This is a genomic window from Bradyrhizobium cenepequi (assembly GCF_020329485.1).
Lineage (GTDB): Bacteria > Pseudomonadota > Alphaproteobacteria > Rhizobiales > Xanthobacteraceae > Bradyrhizobium > Bradyrhizobium cenepequi.
The window spans coordinates 26,769-50,962 of the sequence record NZ_JAGKJI010000046.1; the positions used below are offsets into that span (position 1 = coordinate 26,769).

Genomic DNA, 24,194 nt, shown 5'->3' on the forward strand with positions numbered 1-24,194 from the left:
TATATCGATACACCGAATCTCGTCATGCCCGGGTCAAGCCCGGGCATGACGGCGGAGATTCGTGCCGCGGGCGCGCGGTCTGACGGTGGAATGAAGCCATGGCACTGATCGGCCGCGTCTTCCTGATCCTGTTCGCCTTCCTTGCCTCCTGCCTGGTGGCGGGAATCATCATCGTCGTGGCGGTGCTCTATCCCGAGCTCAGTGATATCGGCACCGGTCAGATCGATCAGAACGCCATCAACATCGTGCTTGGCTTCGGCTTCATCTTCATTTCCGGGTTCGCGCTGTTGCCGGCATTGATCGTGGTGCTGATCACGGAGGCCTTCAATGTCCGGGGCGCGCTCACCTATGCGATCGGCGGGGCGATCGTCGGGGCCGCCTGCTATCTCGGCCTGGTGCCGTTCGACCCTGATACGTTCCAGTTTCAGGGCATCGTGCATCGGCATCTCGAGATCATGACCGGCGCGGGCATCGTCGCGGGTCTCGTCTATTGGCTGATCGCGGGCCGCACCGCCGGCGCCTGGCGCGAGCCGTCGCGCAAATTGCCGCCGCCCCCGCCATTGCCGTCACAGTCCCGGCCGCAGCCGTGAGAACTTCCAATGCTCCCCTGCCTCGGCTAAACCGCGCGCCATGAACCGGACCGGACTTTTCATCGCGCTGGGGCTTGCGGTCGTGATCGGGCTGTTGTTCGGGCTCTTTCCCGAGCTCGACCTGAAGCTCGCCGCGCTGTTCTACGACGCCGCGCAAAAAACCTTTCCGCTGAAGCTGAACGCGATCGCATCGTTCGCGCGCGATGCGGCGATGTGGATCGCGTGGGGCTTCGCGCTGCCCGCGATCGCAGCGTTCGTCGTCAAACTGATCCGGCCCGACCGGCCGATGCTGATCTCCGGCCGCGCCGCGACGTTCCTGCTGGTGACGATGCTGCTCGCCGCCGGCATCCTCACCAATCTGACCTTCAAGACCTATTGGGGCCGGCCGCGGCCGGTGGTTGTGGCCGAGTTCGCCGGCGACAAGGGCTTCGTACCGTGGTGGGATCCACGGGGCACCTGCGTGCGCAACTGCTCGTTCTTCTCCGGCGAAGGTGCGACCGCATTCTGGACCTATGCGCCGGCAGCACTGGCGCCACCGCAATGGCGCGCTTTGGCGTTCGGGGCGGCGACCGTGTTCGGCATCGCCACCAGCGGCTTACGGATGGCCTTTGGCGGGCACTTCTTCACGGACGTGGCGATTGCGGGCATCGTGACCTACCTCGTGATCTGGCTCGCCTATGCCCTGATCTATCGCTGGCCGTCGACACGGCTGACGGATGCCCAGGTGGATGCCGCGCTGACCCGCTTCGCTCGGCGGTGGCGCCGGCGCGAGACGGACCCCAGGCCGTCGGTATGAGCGACTTCATAAAGGTCGGTCGCCATTAATCGCGTGCCCATCGGGGCGAAATTTGATATTCGCGCAACTTGACAGCAAACGACGTTACGATCGATTGGACGCGCCATGAGTACGATCTTGAAAAGCCTGCCCCGGGGAGAAAAAGTCGGTATCGCTTTCTCGGGCGGTCTCGACACCAGCGCAGCGCTGCTGTGGATGAAGCAGAAAGGCGCCCGCGTCTTTGCCTACACCGCCAATCTCGGCCAACCTGACGAGGCGGACTATGACGCGATTCCACGGAAAGCCATGGAGTTCGGCGCCGACAAAGCCCGGCTCGTGGATTGCCGCACGCAATTGGTCCACGAAGGGATCGCCGCCATTCAGTCGGGTGCTTTCCACATCTCCACCGGCGGCCTCACCTACTTCAACACCACGCCGCTCGGTCGCGCCGTGACCGGCACCATGCTGGTCTCGGCCATGAAGGAGGACGGCGTCAATATCTGGGGGGATGGCTCCACCTTCAAAGGCAACGATATCGAGCGGTTCTATCGCTACGGCCTGCTGACCAATCCGAACCTGAAGATCTACAAGCCCTGGCTCGACCAGCAGTTCATCGACGAGCTGGGCGGCCGCGCGGAAATGTCGGCGTTCATGACCGCACAGGGGTTCGCCTACAAGATGAGCGCCGAAAAGGCGTATTCGACCGACAGCAATCTGCTCGGCGCAACCCACGAGGCCAAGGATCTCGAGAGCCTGCAAAGCGGCATCAAGATCGTCAATCCGATCATGGGCGTGCCGTTCTGGCGCGACGACTGCATCGTCAAGTCCGAACAGGTCACCGTGCGTTTCGAGGAAGGCCATCCCGTCGCGCTGAACGGTCAGACCTTCCCCGATCCCGTCGCGCTGTTCCTCGAGGCCAACGCCATCGGCGGCCGACATGGTCTTGGCATGAGCGACCAGATCGAGAATCGAATCATCGAGGCAAAGAGCCGCGGCATCTACGAGGCTCCCGGCATGGCGCTGCTGCACATCGCCTTTGAGCGCCTGGTCACCGGCATCCACAACGAAGACACCATCGAGCAATATCGGATCAACGGCCTGCGCCTTGGCCGGCTGCTCTACCAGGGGCGGTGGTTCGATTCGCAGGCCCTGATGCTGCGCGAAACCGCCCAGCGTTGGGTCGCCCGCGCCATCACCGGTGAGGTGATGCTCGAGCTGCGCCGCGGCAACGACTACTCGATCTTGAACACCGACAGTCCCAACCTGACCTATCAGCCGGAGCGGCTGAGCATGGAGAAGGTCGACGATGCCGCGTTCACGCCAGCGGACCGTATCGGCCAGCTGACGATGCGCAACCTCGACATCACCGATACCCGCACCAAGCTGGATATCTACGCCGAGACAGGCTTGCTGTCGCTCGGGGAAGGCTCCGACATCCTCAGACTCGATAGCGACAAGAGCTGAAGCACGCGGGCAGCGCCCTTAACCTCTCGGTTCAGGCGCTCAGGCTCGACCTGTAACGGAGGCGTCATTCTGCGCGGCTAGACTTGCCAGCCGCGCGCCCGCGGTCTTCGCTATTGCAGCCGTCCGGCGCGGTTCGAACAATTGTGGGCACAGATCATGATCAGGCCATTCGCCGGTGCCGCTCTTCTCGTCCTGTTGTCCGGGGCGCCAACTCTCGCGCAAGTGATCTATCCGATTGACCGCGCGGACATCCTCGTCGGCGCCCATTTTGACTTCAAGGTCGAGTTTCCCGATCGCGTTGATCCGGCGAACGTGAAAGTCACGGTGAACGGTGCGGATTATTCCGCGGCGTTCGGTCAGTCCGGAACCTTCGTGGATCGCGAGGACGGCAAGGAGCAGTCGGCACTGATCGTTCGCGACGTCGCATTGACCAGGCCTGGAAGCGTGAAGGTGGAAGTCAGCGACGGCGCGCGCAGCCGCAGCGTCATGTGGTCGGTTCACGATACGGGACCGCGCAAGGCCAGGAACGTGATCCTGTTCATCGGCGACGGACTGTCGCCCGCCCATCGGGTTGCGGCGCGCATCCTCTCCAAGGGAATTGCGGAAGGCAAAAGCCTCGGCAAGCTTTCCATCGACGACATGCCGCATATGGCGCTGGTTGCGACCGCGGGCTCCGATTCGATCATCACCGATTCGGCGAATGCGGCCAGCGCCTACACGACGGGCCACAAGGCCGCCGTCAACGCGATGGGCGTCTACGCCGATCGCACGACAAGCCCGTTCGATGACCCGAAGGTCGAAACCATCACCAGCCTTGCGAAGCGGCGGCTTGGCTTGGGCATCGGGATCGTCACCAACACTGAAGTCGAGGATGCCACACCGGCGGCGATGGTCGCGCATACCCGCCGCCGCGCGGCCTATGATGAGATCGTCGCGCTGCTCTTCGCCGCCAAGCCTGACATCCTGATGGGCGGTGGCAGCGCGAATTTTCTGCCGCAAGCAGCAGGCGGGAAGCGCAAGGACGACGTCGATTACATCGCCCGCTTTCGCGATGCCGGCTATCAGGTGGTCACGACAAGGTCCGAGCTTGACGCGGCGGCTGCGAAATCTGACACGGGCAAACTGCTGGGACTGTTTGCGTCGGGCAATATGGATGGCGTGTTGGATCGCAAGTTCCTCAAGGGTGGCAGCGTCGGCAAGTTTCCGGAACAGCCCGACCTGACCGAGCAGGTCCAGGCTGCGCTGAAAGTGCTCTCGAAGAACGAGGCCGGCTTCTTCCTGATGGTGGAATCGGGGATGATCGACAAATACGCTCACCTCTTGGACATGGAGCGTGCGGTCTACGACACGATCATGCTCGACAACGCCGTCCGCCTGACGCGCGACTGGGCCCAGGCCCGCGGCGACGACACTTTGATCCTGGTGCTGGCGGACCACAATCATCCCAACAGCCTTGTCGGCACCATCAATGACGACGTGACCAAGACGCCCAACGTCCCGTTCCGCGAGCGCGTCGGCGTTTACGACAAGGCCGGATTCCCCAACTATCCGGCGGCCGATGCCGAAGGCTATCCTTCGCGGGTGGATGTCAGCCGGCGGCTCGCGATTTTCTCGGCCAGCCTGCCGGACCATTACGAAACCTTCCGCCCGAAGCTCGATAACCCGAACAATCCGACGATGAAGGACGATGAGCCGGGGACCTTCAAAGCCAACGACAAATACAAGGACGTTCCAGGCGCGGTGTTGCGCCCCGGGAATCTGCCGGCGATGATCGGCGCCAGCGTGCATTCGGGAGAGGACGTCATCCTGACCGCAATCGGTCCGGGCAGCGAACGGGTTCACGGGTCGATGGACAACACGGAAGTCTTCCGTGTCATCGCCGATGCGCTGGGACTTGCGGCAGCGGGACAGTAGCTTCGCTTTGGTCGCGTAGGGTGGGCAAAGGCGCGACAGCGCCGTGCCCACCATCCGTACTCCGCAAGAAGTGGTGGGCACGCTGCGCTTTGCCCACCCTACGATTCTCAATCTTTTTTCACGCGCAACGCGTCCAACAGCGAGCGGAAGGCGCGCGCGTATTCCGCGCCGGTCTTGGCGATGTCATCGCCGCTAGAGCTGGCAACCGCGGCTTCCGTCACCGCACCGAGCAATAGCCGCGCCAAGGGTTCGACCGGCTGCCGCGCGATCAGGCCGGCGTCCATCGCCGCCGCCAGGCTGCGCGGAAACTTGCCGCCGAAATGTTTGGCGTCGATCTCGCGCCAATGCTCCCAGCCGAGCACGGCCGGGCCGTCGCGCAGGATGATCTGTCCGGTCGCGCCTTTCGAGCAGGCTGCGAAATAGCCTTGTGTGCCGGCCGCCATTGCGGCGAGCGGATCATTCTCGGCGCGCGAGATCCGGTCGAGGTCGGCCACGAGCTCGATCGACACCTGCTCGAACACCGCCTCGAACAGCGTCTCCTTGGTCGGGAAGTGATGATAGATCGCGCCCTTCGCGACCCGGGCAGCGCCGGCGATGTCGTCCATTGTCGTCGCCGCAAAACCGCGCTCGCCGAAAATCCGTTTTGCGGCCTTGACGATCGCCGCCTTGGTCTTCTCGCGCCGTTCCACCTGTGTTGCCATGGTGAGTGTCTAGCGCAGTTCCACGGTCGCGCCAATTGACTTGCCGACCCATAGTCGGTAAATACCGACTGTCAGTCCGTATTTAAGGGAGAAGCGAAAAATGCCCTCGCTCGCCACGCTGCAAGCCTTTGCGGCCACCGTCGAATCCAACGACCATGTCGGTGCCATCCTGCGATTCTATGCGCCGGATGCGCGGACGCAGGAGAACGACGGTCCGCCGCGCGTCGGCCGCGACGCGCTGGCCGATCGGGAGCGTGCGGTGCTTGCTTCCGTCGCCGCCGTCAAGACCACGAGGCTCGGGCCGTTATTGCTCGGCGGCGACCATTCGGCGATCTGCTGGCGCTTCGAATTCACCGGCAAGGACGGCGGCGTCCGCACCATGGAGGAAGTCGCCTGGCAAACCTGGCGCGGCGAGCAGCTGATCGAGGAGCGCTTCTTTTTCGATCCGCAGCAGATGAAAAAATAAAGCGGCGCAAGCTTGGACGCTGCGCTCACGCTTCCGTGCACGCGACGCGTCCTGGCAGTCGCGACAATATGAGGCGCCAATACCGTCCGACCAAAGCTAACCTTGGCAGACCTACTGATGACAGCCTTTTCATCACGGAGGCACAATGGCCAAGTATCGTCACGACCTGCCGCAGCGGCACGGCGGCATCTTCCTGACCGACGGCGGCATGGAAACGACGCTGATCTTCCACCACGGCGTCGAACTGCCGCACTTCGCAGCTTTCGTTCTGCTCGACAGCGAAGAAGGCCATCAGCATCTCAAGCGCTATTACGAATCCTATCTCGCGATCGCGCGCGAGAAGGGCACCGGCTTCGTGCTCGACAGCCCGACCTGGCGCGCCAATCCGGATTGGGGCGCCAAGCTCGGTTACGGCGCGAACGCGCTGAAATCGATCAACGTCCGTTCGATCGAGTTTCTGAACGAGCTGAGGAACACCTGGGAGCAGTCGAACATGCCCTGCATCATTTCTGGCGCGATCGGTCCGCGCGGCGACGGCTACAAGGCCGGCAACATGGATGCATCAGAAGCGCAAGCCTATCACGCGCCACAGATTGCCGCATTCGCCGAAGCCGGCGCCGACATGGTCACGGCGTTCACGCTGACCGGGATCGATGAAGCGATCGGCATCGTCCGCGCCGCCAAGGCGCAGCGTATTCCTGTGGCGATCTCCTTCACCGTCGAAACCGATGGTCGTCTGGTGAAAGGCGAAACCTTGCGCGAGGCGATCGAGACCGTCGATTGCGCGACGCAGAATGAGCCGGAATATTTTCTGATCAACTGCGCCCATCCGACCCATTTCGAGGGCGCTTTGAACGCAGACGAAACGTGGGTCGGGCGCATTCATGGCGTCAGGGCCAATGCATCTGCCAAGAGTCATCAGGAACTCGACGAATCCGAGACGCTCGACAGCGGCGACCCCACCGATCTCGGTCGCCGCTACGTCGATCTCCGGCGGTCGTTTCCCGGCATACGGATTCTCGGAGGCTGCTGCGGCACCGACCATCGTCATGTCGCCGCGATCTGCGAGGCCTGCATATAGCTGAGGGTAGGAGACGCCCGATGAAACAAAAATGGCCGGGATCGCTCCCGGCCATTTGTTTGAAGCCGCTCGCCTCAGCGCGGTGCGTCGGGTGGCGGCAGTGAGGCTGTGCCGCCATTGAGCAGCGGGGTGATGCGGCGGATGGTGACGCGCCGGTTGAGGCGGCTCGGCCCGTCCGTCTGCTCCTTCGGGTTCTGCTCGCCGTAACCCTGGGAGGTCAGGTTTTCCGCAGGGACCTGGAACTGTTGGGTCAAGAGCTCCGCCGTCGATTCGGCGCGGCGGTCCGAGAGCGAGAGATTATCCACCTCGTTGCCGACAGCGTCGGTGTGGCCCTCGATCAGGAACACCTCCTGCGGATTGCGCTGGAGTGCCCGGTTCAGGCCATCGGCGATCACCTGCAGCTTCGCCGCTTGATCTGGAGAGATTTCCCACGATCCGGTGTCGAAGTTGATGGTGTTGACGTCGATGCTCGGCATCAGCATGCGCACGTTCGGGCTGTAGCGGATCTCGTCGAGCGAATAGCGCCGTTCGATCCGGTCGACCGGCGGCGCCACCATGGTCTCGTAGATCACATCCGGCGACGCCTCTTCAGCATCGACGATGTAGCGGTTGTAGGGGATGCGGACCGCCGGCGGTGGCATGTCGACATAGAAGCCGCCAACCGCGCGCGGGTCGCGATAGCTGTTGTCGATGATCACCATCTCGCGACCGCGCGGGTCACGCCTGATCCGGCGCAGCAACTGGCCGTCGCGACCCATCACCGTGACGACCTGCGAGCCGTCCGGACGCATCACGACCGTGCGGGTCTCGGCGCCGACCGTCTGGGTCTGGACGTCGCGTGCGCCGTAGCGGAAGCGATCGATCTCGCTGTGACGGACATAGGCCTGGCCGCTCGGGTCGCGGATGATCATACGGCCTGGCTCGGAGATAACGGTGCGGCCGCCCTCCTGGACCTCGCGCCGTTGGGTGCGGAAGTCCTCGATACGGCGCGGCCCAATCGCCACACCCTCGCGTGAAAACTTGGTGCCGAAGTCGGCCGGGGGCGGCGGCAATGGCGCGGTGACCGTCGGCGCACGGCGGAACGCAGGCGCAACGGTCGGCGCCGCATTCTGCGCGCGGCCGGGCGGTGGCGCGGCATTCGGCGCGCCTGGCACGGCAGTGGGAGCCGCGGGCGCGGCATTCGGCGCCACGGCGCCGGGCGTGCCGGGCGCAACGCCGGGGCGCGCCTGCGGTGCTGCGGGAGCCGCAGGCGGCGTACCTGCAGCGGGCGGCGGGGCGGCAGGAGGCGTCGTCGTCGCACCAGGCCGTGCCGGCGCAGGGGTCGGAGACGGACTTCCCGCAGCCGGCGGCGTTGCGGGTGTCGGCGTTGCCGCAGGCGCACGCTGAGTCTGCGTCGGCGCGGCGGTTGGTGCAGTCGCAGGCTGCCTGGCGCCGGCGGGCGGCACTTCCTTTCGCGCGCCGGGCGGCGGCGTCGGAGTGGCTGGCGCCGTGGGCGCAGCGGGTGGCGTTGCCGCGGATGGAGCCGCGGGCGACTGCGTGCGGGCCGGCGGTGCTGCGCTTGGTGGCGCGGTGCGTGCTGGCGGGGCAGCGGTGGGTGGCGCGGGCTGCTGCGTACGCGCAGGCGGGGCCGCGGTTGGCGGCGTCGGTGCATGCGGCGCGGCTGCCGGAGGCGGCGTTGGACGCGCGGGCGGTGCAGCCGCTGGAGGCGGCGGTGTCGGCCGTGACGGAGCGCCAGCCGGAGGTGTCGGCCGCTGTGGCGCAGCAGCGGGAGGCTGCGGTGTTGGCCGTGCCGGTGCAGCAGCAGGAGGCTGTGGTGTCGGTCGCGCTGGAGCGGCGGCCGGCGGCGCGGAGGGATGTGGAGCGGCGCCCGGGGCCGGCGCACCAGGGTGCTGCGGCGGTCCGGGCTGTTTCGGCGCACCGGCCGGCGGCACGGGCTTCTGTGGCTGCCTCGGCCGTCCCGCTGGGCCGCCTTCCTCCTTCTCCGCTTGTGCCACGACGAGCGGCGCGGTTTGCGCATGCGATGCGGAGCTGATCAGCTGCGTCACCGTCAATGCGGTCGTGGCAAGCAGCACGAGGCGAAGGTTTGTCATGATGGCAGGTCCCGGGAAAGTTCTTGGCAATTGGGGGGATGGGCGGGGGCCGAATAGCTCGACGGTGGAATCAACAGCTATTCGTTAGGCCGCAATGTGGCGGGCGGCAAAGGGGAGGGGCTTTTTATTTCAGTGTTGCAATGACTTGCAGGGAGGCTTGTTCATTGCTCATTCAGATGAGAGTTGCAAATCGTGGATCTCACCGTTGTTCCCTAAGGCGGTTCCTCGGGATCGGTCGGATTCGGCGGACGCGGCCCGTCCGGCCCGCGGGTCGGCACTTCGTCCGGCAGCCGGCCGGGCAATTCGTCAGGCAGCGGCGGTTCGCCGGGCTCACGCGCTGGCGGCGGCACCTCGGGGCGCGGATTTCCCGGAGGGATGCCGGGCGGTGGTTCGTTCGGCGTGCCGGGTGTCGTCGGCGGAATCTCGGGCGGTTCGATCGGCATCTAGCGTGTAACCGTGCCGTTGGTTCCGATCGCAGCGCGCGGATCATCATGGATCATGGCTCGCTCCGTTCCGGTTTCGGGAAGTACGATAACGGGACGCGCGGCGCGATGTTCCGGTCTCTCAAGGTCGGAATCATTTCGGCGCGTGGCAGACCGCTTCGATGTTGTGGCCATCGGGATCCAACACGAACGCGCCGTAGTAGTTGGGATGGTAGTGCGCGCGGATACCAGGCGCGCCATTGTCGCGTCCGCCGGCTGCGATCGCAGCCTTGTAGAAGGCATCCACGGTCGCGCGGTCCTTTGCCACGATTGCGACATGCAGCGGCTTCTCAAGCCCGCCTTCGCCGCCGATCCAGAAATCCGGCTTACCGCCGGCACCGAAGCCGGCTGCCCGATAGGCGCGGTTCTCCTGAGTGACTTCCATGATCAGCGTGTAGTCGAGCGGCGCCAGCGCCTGCTGATAGAACGCCAGGGAACGCTGATAGTCGGAAACCGGAAAACCGATGTGATCGATCATCAAGACTCTCCTTCGGCCTGTCTGTCGTGATCAAACACCAGGAAGCCGGCCCGCGGGAAGTGCACCACCACTTCGCCGGCGCGGGGGTCGTGCCTGCGGATCGCGATATGCTGTGAGGACAGCGAGACGATCTCACCGCTCACTTTGATCTTGCCGTAGTCATCGGGCATCACCTCGACCAGATCGCCCGGCTTGCGGCCGTTGGGGTCGTACGGATCGGGCAAGGCGGTGCTCCGCGGCGTGGCGCCAGCGGCGATTTCGAGTGCGGCGGCAGGCGAAATCTCCTTGCATGGCTTGTGCTCGATGGCGCGAATGCGTGCTTCCCATGATCGCGTGGCGGGGAATTCGGAGAGCATCTTGTCGAGGTAGGGAAGATTGGTGCGCACGTACCAGATATTCATGTAGGCGTTGACGTCGCACAGGCTGGCGCGGTCGCCGCACATCCAGCTGTGGCCGTTGCGAAGCTGGGCCTCGATCCATTGCAGGTGGGCGCGAAACTGGTCGCGCATCTGCGGGATCAACTCCCGCATGGCGGCAACGTCGAACTTGGCGCCGCGCAGCTTCTCACGGTCGTCGATGAACTCCTTTGGCACGTTGTCGGCCACCGAACCGAAAATCAGATTGACGGTGTTCTGGAAGAACGGCCGGTCGGTCCACATCGCCGTCGCGGCGGCAAGCCCGTAGTAGCCGCTCGGGAACAGCGTCGGTTGCGGATAGCGCCGCTCCAGTTCGCGGGCGATGCATTGGGTATCGCAGTAGATGTCGGCGCCGATCTGCATCACCGGGGTCCGCCGGTAGCCTCCCGTCATCGGCATCAGATCCGGTCGGGGCATGATCCGGGAAATCAGCACCGAGGTCCATGTGACGTTCTTCAGCGCCAGGATCAGCCGTATCTTCTCCGAGAACGGCGATTGGGGAAAATGATGGAGGATGACGGGATACTCGGGACTCATCGTTCCCCTCCCAGGTTGACGTTTGGATCATGACCCGATTGGAAGGAATCGGATCATGATCTCATCTCTTTGTCGGAGCAGGATCCTTTCGGAGAACCGGCTGTCCCTTTGCGCCAACATGGCTCTTCGGGTCCGGATCATGCTCCTGGGAAAGGCTAACCCCGGCCCGGGCCGGTTACAATGGATCGGCGCGCGTCAGGACGACGCCGCCTTCGGCGTTCGTGCTGCTTTCGGCCGGGAGACCTTGTGCAGCACGTGCGAGAGCTGCTCGATTGAATAGGGCTTTTGCAGGAAGTCGAACCCATAGCTGCCCCGCTGCGCCAGCACCTGGCTGTAGCCGCTGGTCAGCACGATCGGCAGATCGGGGTTGCGGCGGCGGACTTCCTCGGCGAGCTCGATGCCGCTCATGCCAGGCATCGCGACGTCGGTGAACACCACGTCGAAGCGGGCGGCGTCGCCAGCCAAGGCTTCCAGCGCTTGCGTGGCGTTCTCGACCAGGGTCGCGGCGTAGCCGAGTTCGGTAAGCGCGTCGGCCGCGAACCTGCCGACCTCGATATTGTCCTCGACCACCAGCACCGACATGCCGCTGCCGTCGACCGGCGGCGCATCCGCGGCCGCGAATTGCTGCAGCGTTGGACCGATCGCCGCGGCGCGGGGCAGATAGAGGGTGAAGGTGGAGCCTTTGCCGACCTCGCTGACGACGACAATCTCGCCGCCGGACTGCTTGGCGAATCCGAACACTTGCGACAGCCCGAGCCCGGTGCCGTGACCGACCTGCTTGGTGGTGAAGAAGGGTTCGAAGATGCGCCCGAGCTGATCCTGCGGAATGCCGATGCCGGTGTCTCCGACCGCCACCGCGACATAGCCCTGCGGCGCCGGCGGATGGCCGTCGCGAACGGGCAATTCAGCGGCACAACGCACCGCGATCGTCAGGCGGCCCGCGCCATCCATGGCGTCGCGCGCATTGACGGCCATGTTGATGATCGCGGTCTCGAGCTGGCCGGCATCGGCGTTGATGAAGCAGGGTTCGTCGGGGAGCCTGGTGATGATCTCGATTCGCGGCCCCACCAACGTTCCGATCATTTCGCCCAGCACCTGAACGCTCTGGCCGACGTCGAACAGTTCGGGCTTGAGCGTCTGCCGTCGCGCGAAGGCAAGCAGTTGGCCGGTCAGTTTCGAGGCCCGGTTGACCGTCTCCGAAATCGCATCGATGTAACGCAGCCGCCGCTGCTCCGGCAGGTTCGGTCGCCGCAGCATATCGATGGAGGCGCGGATCACGGTCAGCAGATTGTTGAAGTCGTGGGCGACGCCGCCGGTCAGCTGGCCCAGCGCCTCCAGCCGCTGCCCATGCTTCAGTGCTTCCTCGGCCTCAAGGCGTCTTTGGGCCTCCTCATGCAGGCGTCGCGTGCGCCGCAGCGCCAAGGCGAGCAGGAGGAACAACAGCGCGGTGGCCGGCACGCCGAAGATCAGGTGCTGGCTGATGGTCGCGAGCCAGCGCGCGCGGATCGCCGAGGTCTCGAGCCCCGCGCTGACATAGATCGGATATTCGGCGAGCCGCCGATAACCGAGGCGGCGTTCAATGCCGTCGACCGGCGATGTGACGGTGACCAGACTGCCGTCGGGGATCGCCGCAAGTTTCTGCCCGACCGGTCCGTCAGGATCGAGGCGAAACTCGCGGTCGGCCCTGGGATAGCCAGCCAGCATCGCGCCGTCGGTGCGTCCGAGCGCGAAGAAGCTGCCGGGCTCGCGGCCGATCCGCGCGTAGAAATTCTCGAAATACTCGGGCAGAACCGATGCCTGGATCACGCCGGCAAAGTCGCCTTGCGCGCTCAGTCGCCGGCGGCTGACGCCGAAGAATGGTGCGCCCCGATAGGGCGGCCGCGGCGTCAGCACTTCACCGATATAGGTGCCGATGTCGCCTGGGGCATGTACCCTGAAATACGCCCGGTCCGAGAAATCGATGTCGGGCGCCGGGGCAACCAGGCTGTTGACCAAGGCGTGGCCCCTGGCGTCGAAGACCCAGGCCGATTTCACCTGGGGCAGCGATGCCGTGAGCTGTTGCAGCCGCTGATGCAGGCTCTCTTCGCGCGAACGGATGCCGGCATCGGGAAGGCTGCGGATGATTTCCGCGATCTCCGACAGCGCACGGTCGATGGTCTCGAACACTTTCAACGCATGCTCATGCGCGACATCGAGCGTGCGCTCAATCTCCCGGTCGGCGGCCTGGTTGATTGAATTCCAGGAGATCACTGAGGCAAAAACGAACAGCGCCAGCGGAAGGGCCAGGGAAGCGGCCATCATCCATTGCAACAGTTTCAGCGAATGGCGTTGTGCGGTCTGCACGGGCTCTCCGGTTCGGCTGCAACCTTAACGCAAAATTCGGCTGGGGAGAAAGGGGAGCGGGTGCGCCTTCCTGGCCGCCATCGCCGGCCAGTTCCGTCCAGGCATCCCAACTTGTCGTGCGTTATGGAAAGCCGGCGCATGCTTTCAGAAAGATAAGACTGAGCCGTCCGGGGCACACTTGAGGGCCAAGCGCCAGATGCCTGCCCGAGCCAGAAATGGAGATCATACATGGCCGAGAGCCGTCCCCCCTTTCCACCTTTCAGTCACGAGACTGCCGTACAGAAAGCGCGCGGCGCGGAAGACGCCTGGAATTCCTGCAATCCGGAACGCGTCTCACTCGCCTACACGCCGGACAGCAACTGGCGAAACCGGTCGGAATTCATCAACGGTCGCGCCGAGATTGTCGCCTTTCTCACGCGGAAATGGATAAAGGAGCTGGACTACCGCCTGATCAAGGAGCTTTGGGCGTTCACCGACAACCGCATCGCGGTGCGCTTCAGCTATGAATGGCACGACGATTCCGGAAACTGGTTTCGTTCCTACGGAAACGAGAACTGGGAATTTGCCGCGAACGGGCTGATGCAAAAGCGGTTCGCCTGCATCAACGATCTCCCCATCAAGGAATCCGAACGGAAATTCCACTGGGATCGTTCGGGACCTCGTCCCGCCGATCACCCAGGGCTTTCCGATCTCGGGCTTTGAACGTCTCTGTTCGGATGGACGCCGCAGCCATGCGCTTCATCGCGGCTATTTGGCGGGTCTTACAACCGCAACTGTTCTCCCGAATTATTGAAATCACGCTGTAGCAAGCCGCGCCGATTCTGGCCGCTCCATATCGGAAGGAGGTCAGCCGATGACACCAACGGCAATGAAGCTTGGGAGAGCAATCGTGCGTGAGATGATTGGAGCAGCGATCCTGGCAGCTTTACTCTCTGGTCGTACAGCCACGGCCGAGACAGTGGGGCTGGCGAAGCCATCGCCCTCGGCTGTCTCGTCAGGCATGTCCGATGCCTCATCGCAGACGCTAGGCCAGCCGTGGCCCGCTCCGGTCGGCCATCGTCAGCCCCAGGCGAAGGACCTGCCGTCGCAGAGTCCGAACGAGCTCGATCGCATCAGCGAAGAGGATCGTGCTGTCGACCGCAAGCTCACGATCTGCCACGGTTGTTGAGCTTCGTGGGGACGCGTCTATCGTCCCGTGCGTCCTGGCCGGTGTGGACGCACGGGACAACATTTCGAATGTAACTCGTCGCCGATTCATTGAAACGATCCTGTAGCTCTGCAACGTTATTGAAGCCGGCAACCACATCAATCCTCTCCGCCATGACGTGCTTCATCCGTTTGCCTGTAGATTGCAGATAAATCATATGACATGCGTGATTCCGGCCTGGCCGGAGCGACGAGATCCGAATTTGGCGTGACAAGAGGAACGCCGAATGGACCTCAACTCTCTTCAAACCTTCGTCGCAGTGGTGCGGGCCGGCGGATTCGCGGCAGCCGCACGTCAGACCGATACGCCGCGCTCGTCCGTCAGTTTGCGCATCCGAACGTTGGAAAGGACGCTCGGCGTGCGCCTCTTCAAGCGTTCGACTCGCGCTTTTTCGCTCACCACGGACGGGGCCGAACTGTATCGGCGCTCTGCGGAGCCTTTGGCCTCCCTTGCCGGCGCGCTCGCCGGCGTAGGCAAAGCAGGCACCACCTATGTCGGTGGAATCCGTCTGACGGCGCCGGCGGATTTTCCGCCCGAAATCATCGCAGGCGCCGTATCCGAATTTCGTGAAGCGCATCCCGCCGTGCGGTTTGAGGTCCTGCTCACGAACGATGTGCTCGACCTCATCTCCGAAAACATCGATATCGCCCTTCGCATTGGCGCTTCCAACCCGCAGGAAGCGCTCGTCAGGGGCGTTCTCGACATGGAGTTTGGCCTCTATGCCAGCGCCGAATATCTGGGCAGACACGGCGTGCCAACCAGCATACACGCGGTGAGCACCCTGATTGGACCCGAGCGGCCCGAGCTGCGCCGCCTTCTGTCCCGCGCTCTCAAGAACGGGGTTGAGTTTCCGCAGTTTCAAGTCGCGGTGGACAATTTCGCCCTGGTGCGTGAATTCGTCTTGCTGCATCAAGGCGTCGGGTTGCTGCCGCAATCGTTATGCCGCGCCGAACTTGCATCCAAAGCCATCGTGCCCGTGCTGCCGAACCTGTTCTCGGGATCGACCCGGCTCCATCTCACCTTTCCATCGCGCGCCGACCTCAATCCCAAGGTCAATGCATTTGCGCAAGTCCTGGCGCGCCATCTGGAGGCTGCAGCGGCCGGACGATGATGCGCTCGATTGGCCAGTATCCTGGTCGTTCTGTCCGGATCGGCGAGGCTACTGAGGATACGCGCGATTGCCATATGCAGTTTCTCAGACAGCAACCTTGCTCTGGAGCGAACATGCAAGCCGACATCACCACGGCATTCGAAACGACAGAATTCGCCGGAATCACCACAGGGATCATCAACCCCTATCCAAGTCCCTTCACGATCCTCGACATGACGATCAAGCCCGGCGCCGGCGCACCTGCGCACATCTCCGCCACCGAAGACAAGCTCTTCATGGTGATTGAAGGCCAACTGAAGTACCTCGTCGGCGATCGCACCGCCGTGGTGGCACCGGGCGCGCGGGTCCTGGTCCCGAGGGGTACGGTCCACGGCTTTACCAATGTCGGGGACGCCGACGCGCGGCATATTCTGGTGTCGACGCCGCGCCGCCATGAAGAGTTCTTCCGCGACCTGCACGACATTCCCGACCCCCGGGAGGAGCATATGGACCTCTTGCCCGGCATCGCCGCGCGCCACGATCAGGCGATCGTCGGGCCTCTGCCTTGAGCTATGGTTGCGTGGCGCGGGCTGACGGTGGCGATACAGCTTCGCGGCGCGGAAGCCCTGGCAAATCCTAAGCCGTGACGGCCCGCCGAGCGGCTATATCTGCCGCTCCACGAGCTTCATTTTGAGCTCGGCGATGGCTTCCGAGGGATTGAGGCCCTTGGGGCAGGCCTTGGCGCAGTTCATGATGGTGTGGCAGCGATAGAGCCGGAACGGGTCCTCGAGATTGTCGAGCCGCTCGCCGGTGGCTTCATCGCGGCTGTCGGTGACCCAGCGATTTGCCTGCAGCAGTGCGGCAGGGCCGAGGAAGCGCTCGCTGTTCCACCAGTAGCTCGGGCACGAGGTCGAGCAGCAGGCGCAAAGGATGCATTCATAGAGACCGTCGAGCTTCTCGCGGTCCTCGTGGCTCTGCTTCCATTCCTTCTGCGGCGTCGGGGTCGTTGTCTTCAGCCACGGCTCGATCGACGCATATTGCGCATAGAAATTGGTGAGGTCGGGAACGAGGTCCTTCACCACCGGCTGGTGCGGCAGCGGGTTGACCTTCACCGCGTCGTCTTTGACGTCATGCATCGACTTGGTGCAGGCGAGCGTGTTCTGGCCGTCGATGTTCATGGCGCAGGAGCCGCAGACGCCCTCGCGGCAGGAGCGGCGGAAGGTCAGCGTCGGGTCGATGTGGTTCTTGATCCAGATCAGACCGTCCAAAACCATCGGCCCGCAATCGTTGGTGTCGACATAGTAGGTGTCGACACTCGGATTCTTGCCGTCGTCCGGATTCCAGCGATAGATCTTGAACTCGCGCGTCTCGGTGGCGCCGGCCGGCTTCGGCCAGGTCTTGCCGCCCGTGATCTTGGAGTTCTTCGGAAGCGCGAAGTCAGCCATGCTTGCAAGCCTTTGTCGTCATCAATCCACGCGCGATCAATACACCCGAGCCTTCGGCGGGATGTACTGCACGTCGTTGGTCATCGTGTAATCGTGCACCGGGCGGAAGTCGATCGTGGTATTGCCGTTCGGATCGAGCCAGGCCAGCGTATGCTTCATCCAGTTCTTGTCGTCGCGATCGGGGAAATCCTCGCGCGCATGGGCGCCGCGGCTTTCGGTGCGGTTCGCCGCCGAATCCATGGTGACGACGGCCTGCACGATCAGATTGTCAAATTCCAGCGTCTCGATCAGATCGGAATTCCACACCAGCGAGCGGTCGGAGACGGCGATGTCACCGATGCCGCCATGCACCTTGTGGATCAGGTTCTTGCCTTCCTGCAGCACCTCGCCGGTGCGGAACACCGCACAATTGTTCTGCATCACATGCTGCATGCTGTCGCGCAGCTTCGCGGTCGGCGTGCCGCCTGACGCATGACGGAAATGGTCGAGCCGGCCGAGCGCCCTGTCGGCGGAATCCTTCGGCAGTTCCGGCTGCTTGCCGTTGGCGGTCAGTTTCTCGGCGCAGCGCAGCGCGGCGGCGCGGCCGAACACCACGAGGTCGATCAGCGAGTTGGAGCCGAGCCGGTTGGCGCCGTGCACGGAGACGCAGGCCGCTTCCCCGATCGCCATCAGGCCGGGCACCACGGCATTGTCGTCGCCGTCCCTCTTCGTCAGCACTTCGGCATGGAAGTTCGTGGGGATGCCGCCCATGTTGTAGTGCACGGTCGGCACGATCGGGATCGGCTCGCGGGTGACGTCGACATTGGCGAAGATGCGTGCCGACTCGGAGATGCCGGGCAGCCGCTCCTGCAGCACCTTCGGATCGAGATGGTCGAGGTGCAGGAAGATGTGGTCCTTCTTCTTGCCGACGCCGCGGCCTTCGCGGATCTCGATGGTCATCGCGCGCGAGACCACGTCGCGCGAGGCGAGGTCCTTGGCGGAGGGCGCATAGCGCTCCATGAAGCGCTCGCCTTCGGAATTGACGAGATAGCCGCCTTCGCCGCGCGCGCCCTCGGTAACGAGGCAGCCGGCGCCATAGATGCCGGTCGGGTGGAACTGCACGAACTCCATGTCCTGCAGCGGCAGGCCGGCGCGCAGCACCATGCCGCCGCCGTCGCCAGTGCAGGTATGCGCCGAGGTGCAGGAGGCATAGGCGCGGCCGTAGCCGCCCGTGGCCAGGATCGTGGTCTGGGCGCGGAAGCGGTGCAGCGTGCCGTCGTCGAGATTGATCGCGATCACGCCGCGGCAGACGCCCTGGTCGTCCATGATCAGGTCGATGGCGAAGAACTCGATGAAGAACTCCGCCGCGTGCCGCAGCGACTGGCCGTACATCGTGTGCAGCATGGCGTGGCCGGTGCGGTCGGCGGCGGCGCAGGTGCGCTGCGCCTGGCCCTTGCCGTAGTCGATCGTCATGCCGCCGAACGGCCGCTGGTAGATCTTGCCGTCCTCGGTGCGCGAGAACGGCACGCCCCAATGTTCGAGCTCGTAGACCGCCTCCGACGCATTGCGCACCATATATTCGATCGCGTCCTGGTCCCCTAGCCAGTCCGACCCTTTGACAGTGTCGTACATGTGCCAGCGCCAGTCGTCCCGGTGCATGTTGCCGAGCGAGGCCGAGATGCCGCCCTGCGCCGCCACCGTGTGCGAGCGGGTCGGGAAAACCTTGGTGATGCAGGCGGTGCGCAGGCCCGCTTCCGAGCAGCCGACCACGGCACGCAGGCCCGCGCCGCCGGCGCCGACCACGACGACGTCATAGGTATGGTCTTCGATCGGATAGGCTTTGCCGTTCGTGGCCGGGCTACTGCCATTGGTGGCCTTGCCGTTATCTTCAGCGGCCATAAGTCATACTCCCGAAGACAGTTTGAGCAGCGCGTAGATCGAGGCCAGCGCCACCACGAAGCAGAAGAAATTGTTGGCCATGATGCTCACGAGCTTCAGCGTCTCGTTATGCACATAGTCCTCGATCACGACCTGCATGCCGATCTTCATGTGCCAGGTGCTGGCGATGATGAAGAGCAGAAGGATGATCGCGATCGGCAGCGAGCCGAGGATTTGCGCCGCAGCAGCATGGTTGCGGCCGACCAGCGTCAGGATCACCACCAGTACCGGCACGATCAGGAGCGTCATGGCGACGCCAGTGAGGCGCTGGCGCCAGAAATCGGTGGTGCCGGAATGCGAGGCGCCGAGATTGCGGACGCGGCCGAGCGGCGTACGCATCGAAGAAGGAGAGCCGCTCATCGTCCGCCTCCGATCGCATAAGCGATGATCCAGATCAGCACGGTCAGCACGATGCCGCCGATCAGCGCGGCCCAGGTCAGGGCTTCCCGTTCATTGGCCTTGAAGCCGTAGCCGAGGTCCCAGACGAAGTGTCTGATGCCGCTGAGCAGATGATGCATCAGCGCCCATGTGTAGCCGAACACGATCAGCTTGCCGATGAAACTGCCGGTGAAAGCCTGCAGATTGGCATAGGCTGAGGGGCCGGAGGCCGCTGCGATCAGCCACCAGGCGAGCAGCAGCGTACCGACATAAAGTGCCATTCCCGTGGCGCGATGGACGATGGAAAGCGCCATCGTCAGGGTCCAGCGATAGGTCTGTAAATGGGGCGAAAGCGGTCGTTCGATCCTGGCGGTCATCAGCGGCTTTGAGGTTGGTGGGACCGCGGCCGGCCCATCGGGGAACGCGGTAGATAAATTCTATTTACGGAGTCGAGTCTAACAGCGCAACGGCCAAATGCCTGCAAAACGAACAGGTATTCATTGCTACATCATTGATGACACAAGCCGATCAGAGCCTTGGTATACCAGGGCGTCCAATCCGGACCAAGAATCGAATTGCGATTCGACTATGATGCCGCGCCTGGATGCGCGCCGAACGGATCGATCGCTCGCCATCGTTCAACCAGATAATCGACAAATACGCGCGTCTTTGCCGAAGCAAGCCTCGATGGCTGAAACACCAGATGCAGCGGCGTGGGTGGCGGCTCGTAGTCGGCAAGGATGCGCCGCAAGCCGCCAGCCCCGATATCGGCTTCGACCTGCCACGACGACACGCGCACGATGCCCGCGCCTTCCTTCGCCGCCACAGCGAGCGCGTCGAGGCTATTCATCCAGAGCCGACCGGATATGCGGATTTTGCGGCCTGCCTTCGCGCTCTCGGCGAAGCGCCATTCGGCAGTGCCGGCGATACTCCCGCCTTCGACAAGGTTCTAGCCTTCCAGAGCGGCAGGGATTAAACGCCGCTTCGCAGGGACATCATGGCTGGCCTCGATCTCACCGAACTCGTTGAACTCGCATTGTTGCTGATCGCGGTTGGCGCCTTATCCGGTTTTCTCGCCGGCCTGTTCGGCATCGGGGGCGGCGCGATCCTGGTGCCGGTGTTCTACGAATGCTTCCGCCTCGCCGGCGTGCCGCTCGAGGTGCGGATGCCGCTGTGCATCGGCACCTCGCTCGCCATCATCATCCCGACCTCGCTCAGCTCGTTTCGCGCTCATTACCTCAGAGGCGCGGTCGATATGGAGGTGCTCAAGCGCTGGTGGCTTCCCATCGTGCTCGGCGTCGTCGCGGGCAGTCTCACCGCGCGGTTTGCCCCGGAGCGGCTGTTCAAGATCGTGTTCGTGATGGTGGCCTGGTCTGCGGCGGCGCGGCTGCTGTTTTCGCGTGAGAGCTGGAAGTTCGGCGACGAGCTGCCGAAAGGCTTCCTGATGCGCGTCTACGGCTTCTTCGTCGGCCTGCTCTCGACCTTGATGGGCATCGGCGGCGGCCTGTTCGCCAATCTCCTGATGACCTTCTATGGCCGTCCGATCCATCAGGCGGTCGCCACTTCCTCGGCGCTGGCGGTGCTGATCTCGATCCCCGGCGCTGTCGGTTATGTCTATGCCGGCTGGCCGGCTGCGGCGCGCTTTCCCGACATCCTCGCGCTGCAGGTGCCGTTCGCGCTTGGCTATGTCTCGCTGATCGGCGCGATCCTGGTGATGCCGACCACGCTGGTCACGGCACCGCTCGGCGTGAAGGTCGCGCATGCGCTCTCGAAGCGGGCGTTAGGGATGGCGTTCGGCGCCTATCTCTTCATCGTCGGCGGGCGGTTTGTGATCAGTCTCGTTAGCGGGCAATAGCGCGCTGGGCGAGATCACGTCGACTTGCATCCGCTATGGCCGAAGCTTCGTTTCGGCGTGTCTTAAGAACGGCCGCCGAAGGCGGCCTATGCTCCCCCCGCAAGCAATCGGGAGAGGTGAAGCGATCGCGGCCTCTAGTCCTTCAATCGCACCTCGCTGTGACGCCATCTGCGCAGATCGCCCTGGCCTTCCAGGCGATCGGCTTTCACCAAAGTCTGAATGCGGGCAGCGAACATCTCCTCGGTGATTCCGAGAGCGAGCTCATCGCTTCGCTTGACCGCCTGCCAGACCATCGCGGCCATCTTGCGCCATCGCGGGTTCACAACAGAGTAAATGATCTCATCGACTTGGGATTCGGATGCGGATGGCGGAAGTCGAACCTGATCCCATCGCAGCGCGCTGCTGATTGCGGGAAACTCCTCAAACGTGATCAAGTCAGGAAATCGATCAAAAATCGCCTGCAGCAGCTCGGAATTGAGCTTTGTGACGAGTGCGCTGACAGAGGCGGCATTCTCATCCTGATCCTCAAGAACGGCAGCTGCTGCTCTTGCCTCGTCGAGCTCGTAGGCGGCCGCAAGCAAGTAATCAAGAATCTCTTCCGCCTGCTCTCGGTTCATGACCTCTGTCCCTCGGGAGCGGCTGCGCGCTCCTACTTCTTCGTATAAATATCCTTATACGTATCCCGTAAAATATTCTTCTGCACCTTGCCCATGGTGTTGCGCGGCAATTCGTCGACAACGAACACGCGCTTCGGCATTTTGAATTTCGCCAGTCGTCCCTCAAGCCCGTTCAGCACCGTCGCTTCGTCGATCGTGCTCCCGGGCTGCCGCACCACCACTGCGGTGACGCCTTCACCGAAATCGGCATGCGGCACGCCGATCACGGCGGATTCGACCACGCCCGGCATGCCGTCGATCTCGGTCTCGATCTCCTTGGGATAGACGTTGAAGCCGCCCGAGATCACCAGGTCCTTGCCGCGGCCGAGGATGTGCACATAGCCCTTGGCGTCGATCTTGCCGAGATCGCCGGTGATGAAGAAGCCGTCGTCGCGGAATTCGGCCTTGGTCTTCTCCGGCATCCGCCAATAGCCCTTGAACACGTTCGGGCCCTTGACCTCGATCACGCCGATGGTCTCGGGCGGCAGCACCTTGCCGGTTTCAGGATCGGTGACGCGCGCGGAGATGCCGGGCAACGGAAAGCCGACCGCGCCGGGCACCCGCTCCCCGTCATAGGGGTTGGAAGTGTTCATGTTGGTCTCGGTCATGCCGTAGCGCTCGAGCACAGCATGGCCGGTGCGGGCGGACCATTCGCGGTGGGTGTCCGCCAGAAGCGGCGCCGAGCCCGAGACGAACAGCCGCATGTGCCTGGTCGTCTCTTTGTTCAGCGCGGGGTTCTGCAAAAGGCGCGTATAGAAGGTCGGCACGCCCATCAGCACGGTGGCGCGCGCCATCAGCTTGATGATCAGATCCGGATCGAACTTCGGCAGGAAGATCATCGAGGCGCGGGCGAACAGCGTGACGTTGCTCGCCACGAACAGGCCGTGGGTGTGATAGATCGGCAGCGCGTGGATCAGCACGTCATTCCCAGTGAAGCGCCAGTAGTCGACCAGCGACAGCGAGTTCGAGGCCAGATTGTCGTGGCTCAGCATCGCGCCCTTGGAGCGGCCGGTGGTGCCCGAGGTGTAGAGGATCGCGGCGAGATCATCATTGCCGCGCGCCACCGTCTTGAATTCAGGACTTGCCTTGTTGGTCGCATCCGTCAGTGAACCCTTGCCGTCGGAGCCCAGCGTCTCGACCTTGGCGCCGACTTTCGCGGCGATTGCAGCAATCCCATCGGCCTTGGAGGGATCGCACACTACCAGCGACGGCTCGGCGTCGGTGATGAAGTAGTCGAGCTCGTTCAGCGTATACGCGGTGTTGAGCGGCAAATAGATCGCGCCGGCTCGCACGGTTGCGAGATACAGCACGAGGCCCTGCACCGATTTCTCGGTCTGTGCTGCAATGCGGTCGCCGACCTTTACGCCACGCGAAACCAGCACGTTCGCCATCTGACCGGTGCGCGCAATCAGGTCGGCATAGCTGATCTTGGTGCCGTCAAGCTGTTCGATCGCAAGCCTGCTCGGATCGTCGAGACCGTCGAACAGGCGGGAAAACAGGTTGGCGTTGGCGGCGGTGTTCATGCAACATCCCCTGAAGGGCAAGAAGGCCGGGCTGGCTTAGCAAAAACGCCCTTTGGAAAGCAACGGAGACAGTTTGCATGACAAACAATGGGAAACGCGTGGCCTGGGTGACGGGCGGCGGCACCGGCATCGGCGAGTCCGGGGCGGAATTCCTGGCGGCCGACGGCTGGACCGTGGTGGTCTCGGGCCGCCGCAAGGAGGAGCTGGACCGGGTGGTCGCCAACATCGCCAGGAAGGGCGGCAGGGCCGAGGCTGTCACGCTCGACGTCAGCAAGAAGGAGGACGTCAACAAGGCCGCCGAGCAGATCCTCAGCCGTCACGGGCGCATCGATCTCCTGGTCAACAGCGCCGGCATCAACGTGCCGAAGCGGAGCTGGGCCGACATGGAGCTGGAAGGCTGGGACAAGCTCGTCGAAATCAACCTCAACGGCGTGCTCTATTGCATGCATGCGGTCTTGCCGGCGATGCGCAAGCAGAAGGACGGCTGCGTCATCAACGTCGCCTCCTGGGCCGGACGCCACGTCTCGAAGATGCCGGGGCCGGCCTACACCACGACCAAGCATGCGGTGCTGGCGCTAACCCATTCGTTCAACATGGATGAATGCGTCAACGGCCTGCGCGCCTGCTGCCTGTCGCCAGGCGAAGTCGCAACCCCGATCCTGAAGTTGCGGCCGGTGGTGCCGAGCGAGGCCGAGCAGGCCAAGATGCTGCAGCCGGAAGATCTCGGCCGCACCATCGCCTTCGTCGCCAGCCTGCCGCCGCGGGTCTGCGTCAACGAGATCCTGA

27 protein-coding genes are annotated in these 24,194 nt (G+C 63.7%); 14 read left to right on the top strand and 13 right to left on the bottom strand.

The window, feature by feature from the left end:
- The first annotated feature begins 98 nt into the window (after positions 1–98).
- The 4 genes from J6497_RS32330 to J6497_RS32345 all read left to right on the top strand — a co-directional run bounded on the left by J6497_RS32330 (position 99) and on the right by J6497_RS32345 (position 4,743).
- Positions 99–590 carry a hypothetical protein gene (locus J6497_RS32330; RefSeq protein ID WP_225708272.1) on the top strand — a complete coding sequence of 164 codons (492 nt, stop codon included), beginning with the start codon at positions 99–101 and terminating at the stop codon, positions 588–590.
- A 40-nt stretch (positions 591–630) separates the two neighbouring features.
- Positions 631–1,386 (top strand): phosphatase PAP2 family protein, encoded by a 756-nt coding sequence (locus J6497_RS32335; RefSeq protein ID WP_225708273.1) that lies wholly within the window; start codon positions 631–633, stop codon positions 1,384–1,386.
- Between the two features lie 105 nt (positions 1,387–1,491).
- Positions 1,492–2,829 (top strand): argininosuccinate synthase, encoded by a 1,338-nt coding sequence (argG, locus tag J6497_RS32340; RefSeq protein WP_225708274.1) that lies wholly within the window; start codon positions 1,492–1,494, stop codon positions 2,827–2,829.
- 156 nt (positions 2,830–2,985) lie between these two features.
- Complete coding sequence (locus J6497_RS32345) at positions 2,986–4,743, top strand: alkaline phosphatase (protein ID WP_225708275.1); 1,758 nt, start codon at positions 2,986–2,988, stop codon at positions 4,741–4,743.
- Between the two features lie 107 nt (positions 4,744–4,850).
- On the opposite strand, the gene J6497_RS32350 is transcribed toward J6497_RS32345, so the two are convergent.
- Complete coding sequence (locus tag J6497_RS32350) at positions 4,851–5,444, bottom strand: TetR/AcrR family transcriptional regulator (protein WP_225708276.1); 594 nt, start codon at positions 5,442–5,444, stop codon at positions 4,851–4,853.
- A 100-nt stretch (positions 5,445–5,544) separates the two neighbouring features.
- On the opposite strand from J6497_RS32350, the gene J6497_RS32355 reads away from it, so the two are divergent.
- Both J6497_RS32355 and J6497_RS32360 read left to right on the top strand, forming a co-directional pair.
- Complete coding sequence (locus tag J6497_RS32355; RefSeq protein ID WP_225708277.1) at positions 5,545–5,910, top strand: YybH family protein; 366 nt, start codon at positions 5,545–5,547, stop codon at positions 5,908–5,910.
- Between the two features lie 145 nt (positions 5,911–6,055).
- Positions 6,056–6,991, top strand: a complete 936-nt coding sequence (locus tag J6497_RS32360) for a homocysteine S-methyltransferase family protein (RefSeq protein ID WP_225708278.1) — start codon at positions 6,056–6,058, stop codon at positions 6,989–6,991.
- Between the two features lie 74 nt (positions 6,992–7,065).
- Here the strand turns inward: J6497_RS32360 and J6497_RS41700 are convergent, their stop codons facing one another.
- Positions 7,066–7,995, bottom strand: a complete 930-nt coding sequence (locus tag J6497_RS41700; protein WP_312010400.1) for an OmpA family protein — start codon at positions 7,993–7,995, stop codon at positions 7,066–7,068.
- Positions 7,996–8,014: 19 nt separating this feature from the next.
- On the opposite strand from J6497_RS41700, the gene J6497_RS41705 reads away from it, so the two are divergent.
- Positions 8,015–8,377, top strand: a complete 363-nt coding sequence (locus J6497_RS41705) for a hypothetical protein (protein ID WP_312010401.1) — start codon at positions 8,015–8,017, stop codon at positions 8,375–8,377.
- A gap of 19 nt (positions 8,378–8,396) precedes the next feature.
- The gene (locus tag J6497_RS41710) at positions 8,397–9,023 is read left to right on the top strand and encodes a hypothetical protein (RefSeq protein WP_312010402.1); all 627 of its coding nucleotides are present in this window, start codon (positions 8,397–8,399) and stop codon (positions 9,021–9,023) included.
- Positions 9,024–9,293: 270 nt separating this feature from the next.
- Here the strand turns inward: J6497_RS41710 and J6497_RS32370 are convergent, their stop codons facing one another.
- The 4 genes from J6497_RS32370 to J6497_RS32385 all read right to left on the bottom strand — a co-directional run bounded on the left by J6497_RS32370 (position 9,294) and on the right by J6497_RS32385 (position 13,337).
- Positions 9,294–9,524, bottom strand: coding sequence for a hypothetical protein (locus J6497_RS32370; protein ID WP_225708280.1), 231 nt, complete (start codon positions 9,522–9,524; stop codon positions 9,294–9,296).
- Positions 9,525–9,657: 133 nt separating this feature from the next.
- Complete coding sequence (locus J6497_RS32375) at positions 9,658–10,041, bottom strand: VOC family protein (protein WP_225708281.1); 384 nt, start codon at positions 10,039–10,041, stop codon at positions 9,658–9,660.
- Entirely contained in the window at positions 10,041–10,994 is a 954-nt protein-coding gene (locus J6497_RS32380; protein WP_225708282.1) for a glutathione S-transferase family protein, read from the bottom strand. Before J6497_RS32380 ends, J6497_RS32375 begins: the two co-directional genes overlap by 1 nt.
- Before the next feature lie 195 nt (positions 10,995–11,189).
- The gene (locus J6497_RS32385) at positions 11,190–13,337 is read right to left on the bottom strand and encodes a hybrid sensor histidine kinase/response regulator family protein (protein ID WP_225708283.1); all 2,148 of its coding nucleotides are present in this window, start codon (positions 13,335–13,337) and stop codon (positions 11,190–11,192) included.
- Positions 13,338–13,565: 228 nt separating this feature from the next.
- Between J6497_RS32385 and J6497_RS32390 the strand changes: the two genes are divergently transcribed.
- The 4 genes from J6497_RS32390 to J6497_RS32405 all read left to right on the top strand — a co-directional run bounded on the left by J6497_RS32390 (position 13,566) and on the right by J6497_RS32405 (position 16,203).
- A complete protein-coding gene (locus J6497_RS32390; RefSeq protein ID WP_225708284.1) occupies positions 13,566–14,039 on the top strand; it encodes a nuclear transport factor 2 family protein in 474 nt (157 codons plus the stop codon).
- 196 nt (positions 14,040–14,235) lie between these two features.
- Positions 14,236–14,505: a hypothetical protein gene (locus J6497_RS32395; RefSeq protein ID WP_225708294.1), complete on the top strand. Its 270-nt coding sequence runs from the start codon at positions 14,236–14,238 to the stop codon at positions 14,503–14,505.
- 265 nt (positions 14,506–14,770) lie between these two features.
- Positions 14,771–15,655: a LysR family transcriptional regulator gene (locus tag J6497_RS32400; RefSeq protein WP_225708285.1), complete on the top strand. Its 885-nt coding sequence runs from the start codon at positions 14,771–14,773 to the stop codon at positions 15,653–15,655.
- A 113-nt stretch (positions 15,656–15,768) separates the two neighbouring features.
- A complete protein-coding gene (locus J6497_RS32405) occupies positions 15,769–16,203 on the top strand; it encodes a cupin domain-containing protein (protein ID WP_225708286.1) in 435 nt (144 codons plus the stop codon).
- Positions 16,204–16,296: 93 nt separating this feature from the next.
- Here J6497_RS32405 and J6497_RS32410 read toward each other — a convergent pair whose 3' ends face one another.
- From J6497_RS32410 to J6497_RS32430, 5 genes are all read right to left on the bottom strand, one after another.
- Entirely contained in the window at positions 16,297–17,079 is a 783-nt protein-coding gene (locus J6497_RS32410; RefSeq protein ID WP_225708287.1) for a succinate dehydrogenase iron-sulfur subunit, read from the bottom strand.
- A gap of 36 nt (positions 17,080–17,115) precedes the next feature.
- Complete coding sequence (sdhA, locus tag J6497_RS32415; protein ID WP_225708288.1) at positions 17,116–18,957, bottom strand: succinate dehydrogenase flavoprotein subunit; 1,842 nt, start codon at positions 18,955–18,957, stop codon at positions 17,116–17,118.
- 3 nt (positions 18,958–18,960) lie between these two features.
- Positions 18,961–19,335: a succinate dehydrogenase, hydrophobic membrane anchor protein gene (gene sdhD / locus J6497_RS32420; protein WP_376708305.1), complete on the bottom strand. Its 375-nt coding sequence runs from the start codon at positions 19,333–19,335 to the stop codon at positions 18,961–18,963.
- A gap of 17 nt (positions 19,336–19,352) precedes the next feature.
- Positions 19,353–19,751 carry a succinate dehydrogenase, cytochrome b556 subunit gene (gene sdhC, locus J6497_RS32425; protein ID WP_225708290.1) on the bottom strand — a complete coding sequence of 133 codons (399 nt, stop codon included), beginning with the start codon at positions 19,749–19,751 and terminating at the stop codon, positions 19,353–19,355.
- A gap of 209 nt (positions 19,752–19,960) precedes the next feature.
- The gene (locus tag J6497_RS32430) at positions 19,961–20,302 is read right to left on the bottom strand and encodes a LysR substrate-binding domain-containing protein (RefSeq protein ID WP_225708295.1); all 342 of its coding nucleotides are present in this window, start codon (positions 20,300–20,302) and stop codon (positions 19,961–19,963) included.
- 66 nt (positions 20,303–20,368) lie between these two features.
- Here J6497_RS32430 and J6497_RS32435 point away from each other — a divergent pair, with 66 nt between their 5' ends.
- Positions 20,369–21,229: a sulfite exporter TauE/SafE family protein gene (locus tag J6497_RS32435; RefSeq protein WP_225708296.1), complete on the top strand. Its 861-nt coding sequence runs from the start codon at positions 20,369–20,371 to the stop codon at positions 21,227–21,229.
- 134 nt (positions 21,230–21,363) lie between these two features.
- Here J6497_RS32435 and J6497_RS32440 read toward each other — a convergent pair whose 3' ends face one another.
- On the bottom strand, positions 21,364–21,846 hold the full coding sequence (locus J6497_RS32440) for a DUF3658 domain-containing protein (RefSeq protein ID WP_225708291.1): 483 nt from the start codon (positions 21,844–21,846) through the stop codon (positions 21,364–21,366).
- 32 nt (positions 21,847–21,878) lie between these two features.
- Positions 21,879–23,408: a malonate--CoA ligase gene (locus tag J6497_RS32445; protein WP_225708292.1), complete on the bottom strand. Its 1,530-nt coding sequence runs from the start codon at positions 23,406–23,408 to the stop codon at positions 21,879–21,881.
- 77 nt (positions 23,409–23,485) lie between these two features.
- Here J6497_RS32445 and J6497_RS32450 point away from each other — a divergent pair.
- Positions 23,486–24,194: SDR family oxidoreductase (locus tag J6497_RS32450; protein ID WP_225708293.1), on the top strand; the 709-nt coding region annotated here is incomplete at its 3' end.

What these genes read in the sequence shown, in the direction of transcription:
- J6497_RS32330 (WP_225708272.1), top strand. Translation starts at nt 99, where the DNA reads ATGGCACTGATCGGCCGCGTCTTCCTGATCCTGTTCGCCTTCCTTGCC.
- J6497_RS32335 (WP_225708273.1), top strand. Translation starts at nt 631, where the DNA reads ATGAACCGGACCGGACTTTTCATCGCGCTGGGGCTTGCGGTCGTGATC.
- argG (WP_225708274.1), top strand. Translation starts at nt 1,492, where the DNA reads ATGAGTACGATCTTGAAAAGCCTGCCCCGGGGAGAAAAAGTCGGTATC.
- J6497_RS32345 (WP_225708275.1), top strand. Translation starts at nt 2,986, where the DNA reads ATGATCAGGCCATTCGCCGGTGCCGCTCTTCTCGTCCTGTTGTCCGGG.
- J6497_RS32350 (WP_225708276.1), bottom strand. Translation starts at nt 5,444, where the DNA reads ATGGCAACACAGGTGGAACGGCGCGAGAAGACCAAGGCGGCGATCGTC.
- J6497_RS32355 (WP_225708277.1), top strand. Translation starts at nt 5,545, where the DNA reads ATGCCCTCGCTCGCCACGCTGCAAGCCTTTGCGGCCACCGTCGAATCC.
- J6497_RS32360 (WP_225708278.1), top strand. Translation starts at nt 6,056, where the DNA reads ATGGCCAAGTATCGTCACGACCTGCCGCAGCGGCACGGCGGCATCTTC.
- J6497_RS32370 (WP_225708280.1), bottom strand. Translation starts at nt 9,524, where the DNA reads ATGCCGATCGAACCGCCCGAGATTCCGCCGACGACACCCGGCACGCCG.
- J6497_RS32375 (WP_225708281.1), bottom strand. Translation starts at nt 10,041, where the DNA reads ATGATCGATCACATCGGTTTTCCGGTTTCCGACTATCAGCGTTCCCTG.
- J6497_RS32380 (WP_225708282.1), bottom strand. Translation starts at nt 10,994, where the DNA reads ATGAGTCCCGAGTATCCCGTCATCCTCCATCATTTTCCCCAATCGCCG.
- J6497_RS32390 (WP_225708284.1), top strand. Translation starts at nt 13,566, where the DNA reads ATGGCCGAGAGCCGTCCCCCCTTTCCACCTTTCAGTCACGAGACTGCC.
- J6497_RS32395 (WP_225708294.1), top strand. Translation starts at nt 14,236, where the DNA reads ATGATTGGAGCAGCGATCCTGGCAGCTTTACTCTCTGGTCGTACAGCC.
- J6497_RS32400 (WP_225708285.1), top strand. Translation starts at nt 14,771, where the DNA reads ATGGACCTCAACTCTCTTCAAACCTTCGTCGCAGTGGTGCGGGCCGGC.
- J6497_RS32405 (WP_225708286.1), top strand. Translation starts at nt 15,769, where the DNA reads ATGCAAGCCGACATCACCACGGCATTCGAAACGACAGAATTCGCCGGA.
- J6497_RS32410 (WP_225708287.1), bottom strand. Translation starts at nt 17,079, where the DNA reads ATGGCTGACTTCGCGCTTCCGAAGAACTCCAAGATCACGGGCGGCAAG.
- sdhA (WP_225708288.1), bottom strand. Translation starts at nt 18,957, where the DNA reads ATGGCCGCTGAAGATAACGGCAAGGCCACCAATGGCAGTAGCCCGGCC.
- sdhD (WP_376708305.1), bottom strand. Translation starts at nt 19,335, where the DNA reads ATGCGTACGCCGCTCGGCCGCGTCCGCAATCTCGGCGCCTCGCATTCC.
- sdhC (WP_225708290.1), bottom strand. Translation starts at nt 19,751, where the DNA reads ATGACCGCCAGGATCGAACGACCGCTTTCGCCCCATTTACAGACCTAT.
- J6497_RS32440 (WP_225708291.1), bottom strand. Translation starts at nt 21,846, where the DNA reads ATGAACCGAGAGCAGGCGGAAGAGATTCTTGATTACTTGCTTGCGGCC.
- J6497_RS32445 (WP_225708292.1), bottom strand. Translation starts at nt 23,408, where the DNA reads ATGAACACCGCCGCCAACGCCAACCTGTTTTCCCGCCTGTTCGACGGT.